Origin of the sequence: Thermobifida fusca YX, from assembly GCF_000012405.1 — a bacterium.
Taxonomy (GTDB): domain Bacteria; phylum Actinomycetota; class Actinomycetes; order Streptosporangiales; family Streptosporangiaceae; genus Thermobifida; species Thermobifida fusca.
The window spans coordinates 511767-529010 of record NC_007333.1; the positions used below are offsets into that span (position 1 = coordinate 511767).

Below are 17244 nucleotides of genomic sequence, written 5' to 3' on the forward strand. Positions count from 1 at the left end.
GGAGGAGCGTGTGCGGGCAACCAGGGCTGCGGCGTTCCCGCTGGCCGCGTCGATATTGGCGGCTCCGGCATGCGGTTTCGGCACGCCCTCGCAGGTGATGCCTGGGCTCGCGCATCCGATGGCTTCGTCCGAATCAGGTTTCCAGGTGTCCGACGAGGCCACGTTGCACAACTACACCGGGATCAACGTAGTGCTGCCGGACGGCTGGCACACGGATATCGCCGACAACTGCCTTTCGCCGCCGGAAGTGGGGCCCGCCCCGGGCGGCAACTGCCCGAGCGAGGCGTTGCGCATCCGGATCAACGCGTCTGAAGAGGGGCTGATCGACCCGGAGGGCGCGGAGTTGACGGACCCGGACAGTTGGCGGCGGCCGTGGGCGTCGTGCCCGAAGCGCCCCGAGCTCAATGCACGGATTCGGGCCGAGCACTCCGAGATCGTTGAGCACGGCGATTTCCTGCTGGTCAGCGGGGAAGAGACGAAGTACAGCGAGTGGCTGATCACGTGCACGGGCGGGGGGACATTCCGCACTCGCGCCTGGTATGTCCCCGAAGCGGACTTGGAATTCGATGTGCCGGTCATGGTGGAGGAGCGCGCCGAAGAGTATGACCTGATTGTCCGCTCAGCGGATCTGTCCCGCTTCAAAGCGATCTCCTGACCTGCGGCGGGTGCTCCCCGGGCACGGCAGCCGAGTACGGGGCCCGGAACTGCTCCGACCACTGCGGAACAGGCGGTTTCGGGGGCGGGACAAGTCGGAGCAGAAAAGTCTGCATCCGAAAGTCCCTGCGGTGCACAGCGCTGATAGCGGTATTCCTCTCCTGCCGGCTGGGGGCGGCCGGGGAATGGTCTGACTCCAGCCGACCACCACACCCGTGGGGCATTTGTTGGGTTTTGTCATTATTTGTCGGGTAATGATCTTTTATCCCTGAGGTGAGGTGCCGGGAAAAGCCACCGGCTGCACCGCGGCGCGGTGGTTCGGCACAGTTCACCGTCGTGGAGGTGACCGTTGACGAACTGGTGACGCCATAGCGGAGAGGAACAGCGATGCAGTCGTTTTTCTGGGTGATCCCCGCCCTCGTTCTGGCTGTAGCCGTCTTCTACTCCGTTGTCGCTGTCGCGATCCGCGACGAGGAGACGGAACGGACCCTGTTCGACCCGGTTTTCCCGGTCTCTTTTCGCGGCCTGGTCAGGGGCCTGGTCAATTTCCGAGTCGCGAATCCACCGGCCACAGTCCACGGTGCGCTCCGCCGGCTGCGGGAACAGCAGGGCCGGGATATCGCTGAGCCGGGCCTGGACAGCGACGTCAGCATTGCCGGTGCGGACCACGCCGTCACGGCGGTGAGCCGTTCCGCACCGCAACTGCGCAGAGACGACGCTCCCGCGGCCCGGGAAGACGCGGGACCGGCCCCCGAGACTCGCTGCTCTGCCCGGTAACGAGGGCCAGCCGAAGGGACGGAGAACCGCGGCAGGACGCGGAGCTGTTCCTGCTTTTCCGGGCGCACTCCCGAAAAGACCGGAGCTACGAGATCAGCCGGAGCCCGTCCAGAATCTCCGCAACCGTCTGCGGCTGGTGCTCCGTTTGGCGGATCTCCAGGTAGAGGGTCCGCTCCTGGCCGCGGTGCTGCAACACGGCAGCAGTAAACACGTCCCCTTCGGAACTGTCCGGGGAGCAGTCGACCCACTGCCACAGTTCGCCGTCCCAGTGGGCGTTGGTGAACCGCTGCCGCTGCGGCTGGCCCGAGCACAGACCAGAAGAGATCAGCCGGTCCAGGTCGGGGGACTGGCCGTCAGAGACGAACAGTCCAGCGAACAGGCCGGAGACCGACTGTCTGGCATCGGACCAGGCGTCGAGATCCGTGGCGACCAGCAGGCCCGGTTCATGGCCCCCGGGCAGGCCGAGTTCCCGCGGCGACCACCCGTTGAGCTGCATCTGGCGGAGCCACGGGGTGGGCACCCGCACGTGGAGTTCTCCGCTGGCGTCGTAGATCTCCATCATCGGCAGATGCGGGGAGGCCGAGGCTGCCGGAGCCACCCCGAGCACGGCCACCGCGGTCGCGACCAAGGCGACCAGGCGGGTCCACGTGGCGCGGTACCGCTGCCACCACGGTGTCGCCAACTCCAGGTCGGGCGACATGCGGATCTCCCGGATACGGGAGGTGAAAGTCGCCGCGTCGGGCGGCCGGTCGCTGCGGTTCGGGGACAGCGCCGACATGATGAGCTCGTCGAGGGCAGGCGGCACCCCAGGGCGCAGCCGGCTCGGCGGGACACGCACCGGAGGGCTGGGCGGGCGTTTGCCGGTGACCAGTTCGTAGGCGACCGCGCCCAGCGAGTAGACATCGGCGCGGACATCGATGTCGCCGCCGACCACGCTCTGTTCGGGGGACATGTAGCCGGGGGTGCCCGCAGACGCGGTGAACCCGGAGGCACCGTCGATGCTCTTGGCGAACCCTAGGTCGGCGACGAGCACCCGCTCCCCGACCGGGCTGGACTGCAACAGGACGTTCGACGGCTTGATATCGCGGTGGATGGTGCCGTGCCGGTGCAGCACGGTCACACCTTGCCCGATCTCGGTGAGCAGCCGGAGCGCCTCGTCGAGCGGCAGGGGACCCTGGGCGATCCGGTCGGCGACACTGCCCCGGTCGGCGTAGGTCATCACAAAGTAGGGGCGGTCGTCGGGCAGGGTCCCGATGTCGTGGACACGCACCAGCCACTCGGAGTCGGCTTGGCGCAGGATGCGCGCCTCTTCGACGAAACGCTGGTGAATGTCGAGGTTGTGTGCCCAGTTCTCAGCGAGCACTTTGATAGCGACCGGGGTGTCGAGCAGATCGTCGTGTCCCAACCAGACGGTGGCGAACGAGCCCGAACCCAGCCGCCGCAGGACGCGATAACGCCCGAAACGTTCCGGTTGTGCCACAGGTATTGCTTACCACGTCTTGGTGACCTTGACACCGTGATCTTGCCATGGGGAGGAGGGCGGAGGGCGCCGTCTGTGCACGCGCACGAGCACGCCGCCGGGCTCCGGGCCCTGTGCTGGCGTGTTTTCCCGCCCGCGCGTGCGGGCCTTCTTTCAGAGAGTCGGAGTAAGCGGGGGGAGTGCCCCGCGGTCGCTATGCCGCCGACATACCCCGGTTTTGTGTTCCGTTCGTCACAGTTAGTGCATCCATCGTCCGGGTGCGAGAACGTGGGCTGGGCACGGTAGCCGCGATGCGCGCCGGAGCTGGCCACCGCCGTGACCGGTACGGTCCCGTCATCCTGCCCACGTCCTTGGAAGCATGGACTCCCCACACAGGCTGCGGGCTGTGTGCTCGGCCTGGGCGGTGCGATGGCTGCGATCACAGGACTCGTCTGAGGTAGCCGAGTCCATGCGGCTCGGCGGCGCTTGCGCCACGGCGCTCCGGCCACAGGCCGTGTCGGATATCAGGATTTCTCGGTCAAAGGTGTGCTGGTCGATGCGTGGGGCAGAAGACCACCGCGCCGAACTCAGCGGCCACCTCGATACGGCGGTAGGAGTAGGCGGCCATCCGCTGTCGTCATTGATGTGATCGACAAGGGGAAGTGTGGTTGGCCCCTTTCCCGGTGAGTGGTCCCAGCCCACAGCAGTCAGGGGAGCCCGTCCACGCCAGTGCAGGCGAGACGCTGAGGCTGGTCGCGGGCAGCGGGGTAGCGCAGCCTTGAGCCCGCTCCTGCAGGGGGCCGGTGATGTCGACGGGGCGGCTGGCGCGGGGAGGAAGTCAGGATAGTGCCGATATTTCTGGAATGTGTGGGAATGTCGTGGTAGCAGAGGTGCACGCATCAGGATTGGCCGCTGCAGCACCTTGCCTTAGATGCAGAATCTTGTCACGACTGGTCAGCAGTTCGGGAAAATGTGTCAACCTTTTTGCGGAGGTATGCGTGTAATAGCTGGACGCGACTATCGTCAGTGGGGAGTGTCCGTCGTGACCAAAGCAGACCAGTCTTCTGAAACGGTAAGCCCCAACCACGCTCCGGGTGAGGAAGAGTCCCTCGAGCAACTGGCGCTGCGCGCCAAAGAGGGGGACGAAGCCGCGCTCGAAGAACTGCTGCGCCGCATCCAACCTGACGTCCTGCGTCGCTGTGCCCGCTTCCTGCCCTACCGGCAGGACGCTGAGGAGGCCTGCCAGGACGCGCTGATGCGGGTGGCCGCCAACATCCAGAACTTCCGCGGCGATTCGATGTTCACGACCTGGCTCTACACGGTGGTCTCCAACTCTGCGCGGCAGACCTACCGGGCACTCAAGCGGCGGGCCGCGGAGATGCCCACGGAAGCCGACCGCCTGCCGCACCGCACTGACCCGCGCACCACGAGCGTCATCGCCGGGTCGCGGATCGACCTGCTGGAAGCGCTCGACCAGTTGGAGAAGGACCGGCCTAACCTGGTCGCCCCCCTCGTGCTGCGCGACCTGTGCCAGATGGAGTACGGGGAGATCGCAGCCCAGCTCGACCTGGCGCTGGGAACCGTCAAATCGCGTATCCACGAAGGCCGCAAACGGGTTCGCCAGGCCCTCGCGGTGAACTGAGGGGCATTCCACGCAAAAGACGGCGAAGGAGATGGTCGTCGCAGTCCCAGTTCTTGACTACTGTTAAGGACTGATCGACGGCTGAAGCAACCCGTCGTGCGATCATGCCTGCGGTGGTGTTCCGGCACGGTGCACGTGCCGGAGACCCCGCGTGTCCGCTGCCGTGTTCGCGGCCTCGAAGGTGTCAGGAGAGGTACTACCGTCCATGGGGCTGTTGCGCATCCCTCTCTACCGGCTGTACGAACGGCGCTTGGAGCGTGCGCTGAGCAACGCTCCAAAGCCCCGGCACGTGGGAGTGATCCTCGACGGGAATCGCCGGTGGGCCAGGCTCAGCGGACTGTCCAGCCCGAAAGAAGGGCACCGGGCGGGCGCCGAGAAGATCTTCGAATTACTCGACTGGTGCGATGAAGTCGGGGTGCAGGTCGTCACCCTGTGGCTGTTGTCCACCGACAACCTCGCGCGTCCCCCCGAAGAGCTGGAACCGCTGTTCGAGATCATCGAGAACACAGTGCGGCGGCTCTGCAACGAAGGGCGGCGGGTCAACCCCATGGGCGCCCTCGACCTGCTGCCCGCCTCCACAGCCCAGGTGATGAAGGAAGCGGGGACCACCACCGAGCGCAACCCCGGGCTGCTCGTCAACGTCGCCGTGGGATACGGCGGGCGCCGCGAGATCGCCGACGCGGTCCGCTCGCTGCTGCTCGAAGAGGCCGCGAAAGGCACCACGCTGGAGGAGCTGGCTGAGCGGCTCGACCTCGACGACATCGCCAAGCACCTCTACACCCGCGGTCAGCCCGACCCCGACCTCCTCATCCGCACCTCCGGGGAGCAGCGGCTCTCCGGCTTTCTGCTGTGGCAGAGCGCCCACTCGGAGTTCTACTTCTGCGAAGTCTTCTGGCCCGCGTTCCGCAAGATCGACTTTCTGCGCGCGCTGCGCTCCTACAGTGTGCGCCAGCGGCGTTTCGGCTGCTGACAGCCTGTTCTCCCAAGGGTCGACCGGGTTAAGGTAACGACTTATTCACGAATTGGTCGAATAAAGGTCTTGCTCTTTCGGATGAGCGGGGTACCGTCAATAGCGGTGGTGGGGTGCGCATACCCACCACGCGGGAGGCCCCGACTCATTGATGCTCCTGGCGAGACAGGAAACCATCACGAAGGGGGCCGGTCCCGGCCCTCATGGGGCTGGTCCCGGTCCTTGGATTCCCGTGAGTCTAGGGCGCTTGACCGCGCCCAGGGGGAGAACGAGTGGCTAGTTCCTCGACCGTTCACCGTGACCCTGTCCGCCCTAGCCCCGCCGCAGGAGACAGCAGCCGGCGCACCTACGTCCTCGATACGAGTGTCCTGCTGGCGGACCCCCTGTCGATCACCCGTTTCGCCGAGCACGAGGTGGTCCTGCCGATCGTCGTCATCTCTGAACTGGAAAGCAAGCGACACCATCCTGAACTGGGCTATTTCGCCCGGGAGGCGCTGCGCAAGCTCGACGATCTGAGGGTCGCTTACGGTGCTCTCGACACTCCGGTAACGGTCAACGACCAGGGCGGCACGCTTCGGGTGGAACTGAACCACAGCAACCCCGAGGTCCTCCCGGCCGGGTTCCGGCAGGACGACAACGATACGCGCATCCTCACCGTGGCGCGCAACCTCGCCGCCGAGAACAACAACGTGGTCCTGGTCAGCAAGGACCTTCCGCTGCGGATCAAAGCCTCGTCGGTGGGTCTGGCCGCAGACGAGTACCGCGCGGAACTGGCCATCGAGCACGGATGGACCGGAATGGCGGAGCTCGAGGTTCCTGCCCACAAGATCGAGGAGCTCTTCGCTCACGGAACCACCGATATCGAGGAGGCGCGGGACCTGCCGTGCCACACGGGCCTGGTGCTGGTCTCCGAACGGGGCAAGGCCCTGGGCCGGGTGCTGCCTGACAAGTCGGTCAAGGTGGTGCGCGGCGACCGTGACGTGTTCGGCCTGCATGGGCGCAGCGCGGAGCAGCGCATCGCCCTTGACCTGCTCACCGACCCGGAGGTCGGCATCGTCTCGCTGGGCGGTCGGGCCGGTACGGGCAAGTCGGCGCTGGCGCTGTGCGCCGGGCTGGAGGCGGTCCTGGAACGCCAGCAGCACCGCAAGGTGGTGGTGTTCCGGCCGTTGTACGCGGTGGGCGGTCAGGACTTGGGGTACTTGCCGGGCACCGAGTACGAGAAGATGTCGCCGTGGTCGCAGGCGGTGCACGACACTCTCTCGGTGCTGACCACGCAGGACGTCATCGACGAGGTCGTGGACCGCGGCATGCTCGAGGTGCTGCCGCTCACCCACATCCGGGGGCGTTCCCTGCACGACTCGTTCGTGATCGTGGACGAGGCGCAGTCGTTGGAGCGCGGCGTGCTGCTGACCGTGCTGTCGCGGCTCGGGGAGAACTCGCGGGTGGTGCTCACCCATGACGTCGCCCAGCGGGACAACCTCCGGGTGGGCCGCTACGACGGGGTGGTCGCGGTGATCGAAAAGCTCAAAGGGCATCCGCTGTTCGCCCACATTACGCTGACCCGGTCGGAGCGCTCTCCGATTGCTGCGCTCGTCACGGAGATGCTGGAGGGCTGACCGCCGCAGACATGGGCGTTTGTCCGGTTTTCTGGGCAGGCGCCCTTATTTTTAGACGGGGGCGCTATGGAATTGGTTGTCAAAAAAGCCCCAATATGTAATGTGGTCTATGTCACCCATGGGTGTAGCGTGACGATGCCGAGATCTTGCGGCAAGGTTGTTTCTGTTCCGTTCAGACCCCGAGAGCGCGCATTCCGCAGTCGTCTGTGGTGACTCCCCAAAACCACCCCTGCGCGCGGTGATCTTCGGCGACACGGCAGCCGGTGGTGTCCGTTGATTCGCCTGTCGCCCACCCAGTCCCTTGTCAAGATCCGGGGTGTATTCGAGCGCATGGGAAGCCACCGGACATGCGACCGTTGAAAGGCCAATCCTTGCTGAAGAACCGAATTTCGTTGCGGCTCGCTACCGCGGCTGGAACGGCGGCGCTCACTGTCGCCGGTGCAACGTTCGGCTTCTCCGCTTTCGCCGCCGATACCGGCGCCGCGCCGGACCAGGCTGCCTCAGCCGCAATCCTGCCCGACGAAGCGGACACAGAGTCCTTCTTCCCCGACGACTCCCAGGGAGTCCCGGCGGGTCAGCTCGAACAGGCCAGCACTGAGCGGGAGCAGGCTCTTGCGCAGTCCCTCGCCACCGCCAGCGGCACCCTGGAAGAGGAAAAGGAAGAAGAGGAAGAACCGGAACCCGTATCCATCCCCAGCGGCGACCCTCGGGCGATCGCCCAGGCCATGCTCGCCGACTACGGCTGGGGATCCGACCAGTTCAGTTGCCTCGACTCCCTGTGGCAGCGGGAGAGCAACTGGAACCCCCAGGCCCGCAACCCCTACTCCGGCGCCTACGGCATCCCGCAGGCGCTGCCCGGCGAGAAAATGGCCAGCGCCGGATCCGACTGGCAGACCAACCCCGCCACCCAGATCAAGTGGGGACTGGGCTACATCAAGGACCGCTACGGCAGCCCGTGTGCGGCCTGGGAGCACTCGCAGAGCGTCGGCTGGTACTAACCACGCCCGCGCAAACGCCGCGGGCCTGGCAGGAGGCCAGGCCCGCACCACGCGCACCACGGCGGTGGCCTTCCGCGGCCACCGCCGTTACTGGTTCCGCTGCTACTTCTGCGAGTTGGTCATCGCCAGCACGTCGAGCGCCTCATCCAACTGGGCCTCGGTCAGCTTGCCCTGGGCGATGTACCCGCGTTCGATCACCACCTGGCGGATCGTCTTCCGCTCCGCGAGCGCCTGCTTGGCGACCTTGGCGGCCTCCTCGTAGCCGATGTAGCGGTTGAGCGGGGTGACGATCGACGGCGACGATTCCGCGTACTCGCGGCACCGCTCCTCGTTAGCGGTGATCCCGGCCACGCACCGGTCCGCGAACACCCGGGAAATGTTGGCCAGCAGCCGGATCGACTCCAGCACGTTGCGGGCGATCAGCGGCAGTTGCACGTTCAGCTCGAAGTTGCCGGTCGACCCGCCGAACGCCACCGCGGCATCGTTCCCCACCACCTGCGAGGCCACCTGGAGCATCGACTCGCACAGCACCGGGTTGACCTTGCCCGGCATGATCGACGACCCCGGCTGCAGGTCCGGCAGGAAGATCTCGCTGAGACCGGTCCGCGGACCCGAACCCATCCACCGGATGTCGTTGGCGATCTTGCAGAAGCTCACCGCGATCGTGCGCAGCTGACCGGACAGCTCCACCAGAGCGTCCCGCGCCCCCTGGGCCTCGAAGTGGTTGCGCGCCTTGGTCAGCGGCAGCCCCGTAGCCCGCGCAATCTCCGCGATCACCTTCGCGGAGAAGCCCTCCGGCGTGTTGATCCCGGTCCCCACGGCCGTACCGCCCAGCGGAAGCTCCGCGACCCGCGGCAGGGACGCTTCGATCCGCTCAATGCCGTACCGCACCTGCGCGGCGTACCCGTCGAACTCCTGGCCCAAGGTCACCGGAGTCGCGTCCATCAAATGGGTGCGGCCGCTCTTCACCACGGTGGCGAACTCCGACGCCTTCGCCGACAGCGTCTCCTCCAAGTGCTTCAGCGCCGGAATCAGCTCGTTGATCAGCGCGGAGGTCGCCGCGATGTGAATCGAGGACGGGAACACGTCATTGGACGACTGGGACGCGTTGACGTGGTCGTTGGGGTGGACCGGCTGGCCCAGCCGCTCCGTGGCCAGCGTCGCGATGACCTCGTTCGCGTTCATGTTGCTGGACGTGCCCGACCCGGTCTGGAACACGTCCACGGGGAACTGGTCGTTCCACTTGCCCGCGGCGACCTCCAGCGCGGCCTCGCGGATCGCCTCGGCCATGTCCTCCTTGATCACACCGAGCTCAGCGTTGACCTTCGCCGCCGCAGCCTTGATGTGGCCCAGTGCCGCGATGTGCGCGGCCTCCAGGCCCTGCCCCGAGATAGGGAAGTTCTCGACCGCGCGCTGGGTCTGCGCCCGCCACTTGGCCTCGACAGGAACCTTGACCTCGCCCATCGAGTCCCGCTCGATGCGGTATTCAGTCATCTGAAAGACCTCCAGGACAAACCTCGTTGCATGTGCCGGTCAGGCTCACAGGGAGGGCGGTGCTGCGGGGACGCGCCCCGTGGCAGCAGGAGACCAGTCCGGGCGCAGCACCCGCCGCCGGCAGCCCGGCCAGCCGCGGAAAACCACTCCCACTACGGTCCACCTTTCCGCACACCCACGGTGCGCCCCGTCCCGGGGCCCCGTCGGCGACCATCCATCCCCTACGGCTGTGGAGGCGCGAGCAGACCCGGTGCCCGGGGCACTGCGGCTGCCCGCCCGGGACACTGACCCCGAAGGCGTGCGCGGACCGCACCCCTTGATCCCGGTTGCACACCTGCCACAACTCCCCACTCAAGCCTCAGCCAGACCACAGACTGCCAGACCGGTCCCAGCCTGCCGTGCGCAGCCCTCCCGCAACGGCAGGCAGGCCACGCGCCCCGCTCACCTCAGTTCACGCCGCGGCCGGCCACGCCCCAGCCGCCGCTTCCGGGACGTGCTGACCCGCACCGAACCGAACAGGCTGACCCCGTCAACCTCCAGCACGGGGGCGTGACGCAGCGGCGAGGGGTGGACTGCGGCCCGCCTACCGAACAAGGAGCGGCGCCGGATCCGCACCTCCATGCCTTCCGGCACGCGGATCACCACGCGGCCGAAGAACGCGGAAGCGGCCACCGCCACCCGGTCCCGGGCGAGCAGCGCGTCCCGCAAGTCCAGCTCGGCACTACCGAACAGGGAGAACACCCACTGCTGGCTGGGGACCACCCAGCGTCCGCCCCGCCGCTTCGCACCGAACAGCGCGGCCACCGGCCCGGAGTCCAACCGCAGCGGCTGCGCCTCCGGCGGCACCAGGTCGGTGGTGAGCCCCACCAGGTCGCCGAGGCGGCGTGCTGCGGCAGCCCGGTCGCTGCGCTCCTGGAATTCTTCGAAGTCCAAACGGCCGTCCGCCACTGCCTCGCGGAGCACCGCCAGTACACGCTCCCGGTCCGCGTCGGATGCCCGCAGCCGTTCCGGGGAAGTTCCCTCCATCACACCCGTCAACAGTACTTCCCGACACCGTGGCCGCAGAAAAAATCATTAGGACCACATCCGACCGCCGATTACGGTGAACCCCATGACTTCGTCGTCGCAGCCCGCAAGGCCAGAACCTTCCCCGGACCCGTCAGCGGACTCGCCACCGGCGATCTCGCTCCGCGGGGTCGTGAAACGCTTCGGCGACATCACCGCCGTCAACGGCCTCGACCTGGACGTCCCCCAAGGTGTCGTGCTCGGACTGCTCGGCCCCAACGGGGCAGGCAAGTCCACCACCATGCGCATCCTCACCGCGCAGAGCACCGTGGACGAAGGACACGTCAGCGTCCTCGGCCATCCCATCCCCCAAAAGTCGAAGTGGGCGCGCTCCCTCATGGGAGTGGTGCCCCAGCACGACAATCTCGACGAGGAACTCACCGTCGAAGAGAACCTGCGCAGCTTCACCTACCTGTACCGGGTGCCGCGCCGCGAACGCGACGCCGCCGTGGAGCGGGCACTGCGCATCGCCCACTTGGAGCATCGGCGACACGAGTTCACCGAGAAGCTTTCCGGGGGGATGCGCCGCCGACTGCTCATCGCCCGCGGCCTCGTCCACCGCCCCCGCGTGCTCCTCCTCGACGAGCCCACTGTCGGCCTCGACCCGCAAGTCCGCCAAGAACTGTGGGGGCTCATCTCCGCCCTCCGGGACGAGGGGGTCACGGTCCTCATGTCCACCCACTACATCGAAGAAGCGGAGCGGCTCTCCGACGAAGTGGCGCTCATGGCCAAGGGACGCATCGTCGAACGCGGCGAACCCGCCGACCTGATCGCCAAATACGCCGGGAAAACCGTCGAGGAGTACCAGATCGGGGCGGAAGGTGTCGAAGAACTAGAGAAAGTCATCCACCACGCCGGGTTCACTACGCGGCGCACCGGCTCCACCCTTTCCGTGCTCCGCGCCGAAGAACTCCCCGATTCGCTGCGGGACCGGCTCGGCACGGGAATGCGCCGCGCCAGCAACCTGGAAGACGTGTTCGTCACCCTGACCGGGGAGACCGTAGAGTGACCGCAACCGAGAACACCACCGTAGACCGCCCACGCCCCGGAGGATTCGAGTTCGCCCCCGTCCTCGGCATCCTCGCCCGCGAGTGGGCGCTGTACCGGCGCACGTGGGCGCCCATCACCTTCTCGTCGATCGTCGAACCCGTGCTGTACCTGCTGGCTTTCGGCATGGGCATGGGGGCGCTCGTCGGCAGCATCGGCGGCTACGACTACATCGAATTCCTCGGCACGGGGATCGTGGCGATATCCGCGCTGTTCACGTCCATGTTTCCGGGGCTGATCAACACGTTCGTGCGCCGCCGCTTCCAGCACACGTACGAAGGGGTGCTGGCTGCCCCCGTGGACGTGCGGGAACTGGTCACCGGTGAAGCGCTGTGGCTGGGGTTGAAAGCCGGCGTCTACGGCTGCGCCCCGCTGCTCGTCGCTTTCGGGTTCGGCCTCGACCCGGTCTGGCCGATGCTGTTCGTCCCGGTCATCGCGGCCGCCACCGGGTTCGGGTTCGCGCTCTTCGGCATCCTGCTGTCCGCGATCATCCCGTCGATCCGGATGGCGGACTATGTCATCTCCGGGGTCATCACCCCGATCTTCCTGGTCGCGGGAACGTTCTTCCCCATCGACCAGTTGCCGGAGTGGGCGCAGACAGCGGCCATGGCCAACCCGCTCTACCACTGTGTGGAACTGATCCGCGGCTGCGCTTTCGGTATCGAAGCCCTGACTGCCCTCGGCCATGTGGCAGTGCTCGTGGGGTTTGCCGTGGTCGTCTGGGTCCTCGCTGTCCACCAGATGCAGCGCCGCCTCATCGACTGACCCGTTCCACCGGCGAGAACACAGCAAGGGTGGGGTGCAGCGGACCGTCCGCCGCGCCCCACCCTTAGCGGTTGGTGCGGGATCACTCAGGGCTGGGAACCCAGCGCAGGTTGAGCGTCGCCGAGCCGTTCTCCTGGAACTGCAGGGCGCCGCCCAGGCCACCCCACTGGTTCGGACGCGCGTCCTCCCACATTTCGGCTGCGGCCCGCAGGTCCATGTAGAGCGCCAGGTGGGCTTTCTCCAACCCGCTCATCGTCTCCTGGAAGACCGGGTCGTCACCGAGCCGCCCCGTTCCGGCGCTGCCCATGGAGATCACCGTGGTGTCGCCGTCGGTGGTCACCGAAGGCGAAGGGCCGAACCCGGTGCTCATGGGGGAGACCAGCTCGTCCCACAGAGCGCTGTCTGCGCCTGTCAGCCGCAGTTCGAAGGGGATGTCGCTGTACCCGAAGTAGTCTAGGCCCTCCAAGTCGGTCATGCCGAAGGCCGTCTTGGTGCCCAGAAGCTTGTGGAAGTCAGCGGGCAGGCGCACGCCCAGCTCCCGCATCGCGCTGTCGAACTCCTCGTAGTCCTCGGACGATTCGATGCTCCCCTGGTTGGCTTCCCAGAAAGCCTGGGCGACAGCGTCCAGCCCGTCCCCGCCGAGCGCGATCACCGAGTTGTCGGGCAGGTCGTGCAGCGCGGTGATGCCCCCGGTAGGCACCGACTCGGCGAAGATAGTGTTGCCGTCAAGCGCCGCGTTGACCAGGTTGGCCTGGAATTCCAGGTACTTGCTCTCCATCCGCACGACCGCGACGAGCCGGCCGGTGACTTGGCCGAGCTCAGCCAGGTCTTCCAGGTCGGCGTCTGCGGCAAGCACCTCGTTGTGGACGATCGCGCCGTAGTCGATCCACGCCGTGGCGATTCCCCGGCCGATGTCGGAGATGTCGTCGGCGAAGTCCTCGTTGTCCTCCAGCGTGCCTTCGTTCTCGACGAGGAAGCGCCGGTCGTTGAGCGCGTCCTGGGAGTCGGTGAGGATCGCGAACCCGTCGACGACTTCGAAGAAGAGCGTGTCGTCCTCGCTCTGGATCCGGGTCAGGGTCTCCTCTGCGAGCTCCTCGTCCTCCACGGCGAGGGCGATCGCGTACAGGGGCTCCTCGTTGCCTGCCCAGACGGCAACACCGAAACGCTGCCCCAGCCACGGTTCGACCTCGGACGCGTAGTCGAGCTCGACGTTGGGGAACAGCTCTTCGAACAGCTCCTCACCGAAGTCGTCTTCGGCGCTTTCGAACTCGTCTTTCAGCGTGTCAGGGAGCCGTTCGTAGAACTGGGCGTAGGACGCCCACTGCTGGCCCGTGGGCTTCAGGTCGAGCTTGGCGAACACTGCCGAGGAGCGGGGGAGGACCGACTCGGGCTGCGCCCCGCCGAACAGGTTGTTCACCAGGGCCACGGACGCCCACACCCCACCGCCGATCAGGGCCACGGCCAGCACGATCGACAGCGGAATGAGCCAGACCGGCTTCTTGCGGGGCGGCGGGCCGCCCGGGCCGCTGTGCATCGGCTGCCCCGAGGGCGGAAAACCCGGACCGCCCGGACCGTGCGGGGCCGCTAGCGCCGCCCCAGAGGGTGCTCCCTGCGGCTGCCCAGACGGTACGCCCTGGGGCTGTCCCGGGGGTGCTCCCTGAGGCTGTCCAGGCGGAGCCCCCTGGGGCTGCCCCGGGGGTGGCCCCTGGGGCTGTCCGTGGGACGGTGGCGGGCCGGCAGGGTGTCCGGGAGGCATTCCCTGCGGCTGTCCCTGGGGCGGATATCCCGGACCGGTCGGCGGTCCCGGTGGCGGCTGCTGCTGGCCCCACTGGGGAGACTGATCAGATGGGTCAGGGTAGGACATGGGACCTCCGGACACGAGGTTTCTCAACGTTCGTTCCAGGCGCTTTTGACCTCCCGTGGAACTTTCTGGTTTCTCGCTATACCGGTTCGTGGCCGAAAAGTGACCGGGCCCGGCGAGCAGCGCCGAGCCCGGTGATCAGCGTGGCGATGCCTCAGCGGGCACCAGAAACGTCCACTCCGCGGTAGGACGACAGCTTGCGCAGCCGGTGCTCGCTGCTGATCCGGCGGATCGTGCCGCTGCGCCCCCGCATGACCAGCGAATCAGTGAACGCCCCGCCGTCCACGTACTTCACTCCGCTGAGCAGCTCCCCGCCGGTGATCCCGGTGGCCGCGAAGAACACATCCTCTGACGAGACCAGGTCGTCAGTGGTCAGCACCCGGGACAGGTCGTGTCCTGCGGCCTCAGCCTTGCGCCGCTCCTCGTCGTCGCGCGGCCACAGCTTCCCCTGGATCACCCCGCCCAGGCACTTGATGGCGCACGCCGCGATGATCCCCTCCGGGGTGCCGCCGATCCCCAGCAGCAGGTCGACACCGGTACCGGCGCGTGCCGCCATGATCGCCCCGGCCACGTCACCGTCGGAGATGAACTTGATGCGGGCCCCGGTCTCCCGCACCTCGTGGACCAGCCGCTCGTGCCGCGGCCGGTCGAGGATGACCACGGTGATGTCCCGCGGGTCGCCGCCCTTGGCTTTAGCGACCGCGCGAATGTTGTCGGCCACCGGCGCGTTGATGTCGACCACGTTCGCCGCATCCGGCCCGGTGACCAGCTTCTCCATGTAGAACACGGCAGACGGGTCGAACATGGAACCGCGCGGGCTCACCGCGATCACCGAGATCGCGTTGGGCATACCCATCGCGGTCAACCGGGTACCGTCGATCGGGTCCACCGCGACATCGCATTCGGCGCCGTTGCCGTCACCGACCTGCTCGCCGTTGTACAGCATGGGGGCGTTGTCTTTTTCGCCCTCCCCGATCACCACCGTGCCTTTCATGGACACGGTGCTGATCAGGTGGCGCATGCCGCGCACGGCTGCGTCGTCCGCGCCGTTCTTGTCGCCGCGCCCCACCCAGCGCGCAGCGGCCAGGGCGGCAGCCTCAGTGACCCGTACCAGTTCCAGGGCCAGGTTGCGGTCGGGAGCATCGTGCGGGATCGGTACCGGAGCGTTCGCAGTGGTCATGGCCAGCCCTTTCCGAATCAGCTCTTCCGCCCTCACGGTGCGGAGAGCGCGCTGAATTCTTTCAGCCTCCAGCACAGCGGGGTCGTGCGGGATCCCGCTGGCGTACTCTCTTCAACACTAGGTGAGCCTTTCGCAGGCGGTAAGGAACGATTGGGTTGACAGTGGAGAAGGTGGAAAAGCCGGTGCGGGCCTCGGCCCGAGGAGCGGCCACACGCAGCGCGCTGTTGGAAGCGGCGTCGTACGTGTTCCGCACATCCGGTTTCGATAAAGCTGGGGTCAGCGAGGTTGTCGCCCAGGCCGGAGCTAGCGTCGGGAGCCTCTACCACCACTTCACCGGGAAGGCGGACCTCTACCTGGCGCTCTACCAGGAGTTCCAGCAGCGCCAGCAGGAGCGGACCCACCAGGCGGTGGTCGACGCCCGGGCGGAAGGAGAGAACGACCCCCGCAAGCTCATGACCATCGCTGCACGCGCCTACCTGGAAGGGTGTATTGAGGAGCGGGAACTCACGCGGATCTTCTACAGCGGGGACAGCCCTCCCGGGTTCGAAGCGCTCATGCGCCAGCAGTTGCGGGAGTGGACCGGCCGTAACGCCGCCCTGTTCCGCAAGGCGGACGAACCCGTGGACGAAGCGCTGCTGATGATCGTCACCGGTTCGATCTCCCTGGCCGCGACCGAGGTCATCGAACGGGACCCGGACGAGGCCCGGAAACTCGCCGACGCCGTGGTGGAACGGCTCAGTTCTCTGACACCCCGGAAAGAGTGACCCCTGACCATCGGGCAAGCTGGGAAGCAGCAGAACCGAGAGACGGGGTGGAGAAGAACCACATGAGCAGCGGTAGCCGTCGGAGCGACAACACCTTCCTGGGCTACGCGATCGTGCTGGGCGCACTGATCGCCCTGGTCGTCCTGATCACGGTGGTGGTGGACTCGGGACGGTCGGAGCAGATCCCTACCGTCGACTACACCCCCGACGCGTTGACCCTCAGCGAGATCGCGCCCTACCAGGCGTACGCGCCTGACCAGGACCAACTGCCCGAGGGGTGGACCCCCACGAGTTCGCGGCTGAACGACGGCGGCGCGCTGACCGAAGAGGAGCCGACCGAACCGGTCCGCTGGTCGGTGGGGTTCGCTACCCCCGAGGACCGGCATGCCGCGTTCCACATCAGCGACGCTGACCCGGACGCGTTCATCGCCGAAGTCACGATGAGGGGCGAACCCGACGGGGAGTCGACGATCAACGGCCAAGTCTGGGAACGCCGGTACAACGAAGTCGAGGACGAACGCTCCCTCGTGCTGCGGACCGACGACGCCACGCTCATCGTCAGCGGGGGTGCCTCCTACGAGGAACTGGAGACCCTTGCGGGGGCGCTGGAACCGCAGACCCCCGCACAGGAGTGACTGCGGTCTACCCGGTCTAAGGGCTCGCTCCGCTAGCGGCACCGGTGGCCCGGTGCGCGTCCCAGCCCTGACAGCACGCCCTCTTTAGGCAGGACATTTCCGCGCGCGCTCCAGCCACGGCGGGGCGGCAGCGCCCCGACAGCGCGGCGCGGGACTGTTCCACGAGCAGACAGAACACGGTGCGGCGGCACAGCCCTACGACGTGACGTGGCGGGACACCGCCGTGCCGGGGAAGTGCCGCCCCGTCCTTTTCCGGCCCGCGTGGCCCGGCTGCGCGGAAGCAGTCCCGCTGCTGGTCCACGGCGGCGCCCCTGGAC

General features: G+C 67.2%; 15 protein-coding genes. 10 read left to right on the forward strand and 5 right to left on the reverse strand.

The window, feature by feature from the left end; genetic code table 11:
- Window positions 1-10 precede the first annotated feature (10 nt).
- Window positions 11-655, forward strand: a complete 645-nt coding sequence (locus TFU_RS02255) for a hypothetical protein (RefSeq protein ID WP_146088112.1) — start codon at window positions 11-13, stop codon at window positions 653-655.
- Between the two features lie 386 nt (window positions 656-1041).
- On the forward strand, window positions 1042-1431 hold the full coding sequence (locus TFU_RS02260) for a hypothetical protein (RefSeq protein ID WP_011290900.1): 390 nt from the start codon (window positions 1042-1044) through the stop codon (window positions 1429-1431).
- 85 nt (window positions 1432-1516) lie between these two features.
- Here TFU_RS02260 and TFU_RS02265 read toward each other — a convergent pair whose 3' ends face one another.
- A complete protein-coding gene (locus TFU_RS02265) occupies window positions 1517-2911 on the reverse strand; it encodes a serine/threonine-protein kinase (protein WP_011290901.1) in 1395 nt (464 codons plus the stop codon).
- Between the two features lie 1021 nt (window positions 2912-3932).
- Between TFU_RS02265 and TFU_RS02270 the strand changes: the two genes are divergently transcribed.
- From TFU_RS02270 to TFU_RS02285, 4 genes are all read left to right on the forward strand, one after another.
- Complete coding sequence (locus TFU_RS02270; RefSeq protein WP_104612950.1) at window positions 3933-4532, forward strand: RNA polymerase sigma factor; 600 nt, start codon at window positions 3933-3935, stop codon at window positions 4530-4532.
- A 205-nt stretch (window positions 4533-4737) separates the two neighbouring features.
- Window positions 4738-5502: an isoprenyl transferase gene (locus tag TFU_RS02275; RefSeq protein ID WP_011290903.1), complete on the forward strand. Its 765-nt coding sequence runs from the start codon at window positions 4738-4740 to the stop codon at window positions 5500-5502.
- 272 nt (window positions 5503-5774) lie between these two features.
- Window positions 5775-7118: a PhoH family protein gene (locus tag TFU_RS02280; RefSeq protein ID WP_011290904.1), complete on the forward strand. Its 1344-nt coding sequence runs from the start codon at window positions 5775-5777 to the stop codon at window positions 7116-7118.
- Between the two features lie 347 nt (window positions 7119-7465).
- Window positions 7466-8116 carry a transglycosylase SLT domain-containing protein gene (locus TFU_RS02285; protein ID WP_011290905.1) on the forward strand — a complete coding sequence of 217 codons (651 nt, stop codon included), beginning with the start codon at window positions 7466-7468 and terminating at the stop codon, window positions 8114-8116.
- 102 nt (window positions 8117-8218) lie between these two features.
- Here the strand turns inward: TFU_RS02285 and TFU_RS02290 are convergent, their stop codons facing one another.
- Both TFU_RS02290 and TFU_RS02295 read right to left on the reverse strand, forming a co-directional pair.
- Window positions 8219-9610, reverse strand: coding sequence for a class II fumarate hydratase (locus tag TFU_RS02290; protein ID WP_011290906.1), 1392 nt, complete (start codon window positions 9608-9610; stop codon window positions 8219-8221).
- Window positions 9611-10051: 441 nt separating this feature from the next.
- Window positions 10052-10636: a DUF1707 SHOCT-like domain-containing protein gene (locus TFU_RS02295; protein WP_016188187.1), complete on the reverse strand. Its 585-nt coding sequence runs from the start codon at window positions 10634-10636 to the stop codon at window positions 10052-10054.
- An 85-nt stretch (window positions 10637-10721) separates the two neighbouring features.
- On the opposite strand from TFU_RS02295, the gene TFU_RS02300 reads away from it, so the two are divergent.
- Together TFU_RS02300 and TFU_RS02305 are read left to right on the forward strand one after the other, a co-directional pair.
- Window positions 10722-11684, forward strand: coding sequence for an ABC transporter ATP-binding protein (locus TFU_RS02300; protein ID WP_011290908.1), 963 nt, complete (start codon window positions 10722-10724; stop codon window positions 11682-11684).
- Window positions 11681-12487, forward strand: a complete 807-nt coding sequence (locus tag TFU_RS02305) for an ABC transporter permease (protein ID WP_011290909.1) — start codon at window positions 11681-11683, stop codon at window positions 12485-12487. Before TFU_RS02300 ends, TFU_RS02305 begins: the two co-directional genes overlap by 4 nt.
- 82 nt (window positions 12488-12569) lie before the next feature.
- Here TFU_RS02305 and TFU_RS02310 read toward each other — a convergent pair whose 3' ends face one another.
- Together TFU_RS02310 and glpX are read right to left on the reverse strand one after the other, a co-directional pair.
- On the reverse strand, window positions 12570-14021 hold the full coding sequence (locus TFU_RS02310) for a DUF3352 domain-containing protein (RefSeq protein WP_041427635.1): 1452 nt from the start codon (window positions 14019-14021) through the stop codon (window positions 12570-12572).
- A 481-nt stretch (window positions 14022-14502) separates the two neighbouring features.
- Entirely contained in the window at window positions 14503-15528 is a 1026-nt protein-coding gene (gene glpX / locus TFU_RS02315) for a class II fructose-bisphosphatase (protein ID WP_011290911.1), read from the reverse strand.
- A 161-nt stretch (window positions 15529-15689) separates the two neighbouring features.
- Between glpX and TFU_RS02320 the strand changes: the two genes are divergently transcribed.
- Window positions 15690-16292, forward strand: a complete 603-nt coding sequence (locus tag TFU_RS02320) for a TetR/AcrR family transcriptional regulator (RefSeq protein WP_011290912.1) — start codon at window positions 15690-15692, stop codon at window positions 16290-16292.
- A gap of 62 nt (window positions 16293-16354) precedes the next feature.
- Window positions 16355-16927, forward strand: a complete 573-nt coding sequence (locus tag TFU_RS02325; protein ID WP_011290913.1) for a DUF4245 domain-containing protein — start codon at window positions 16355-16357, stop codon at window positions 16925-16927.
- Window positions 16928-17244: the final 317 nt, after the last annotated feature.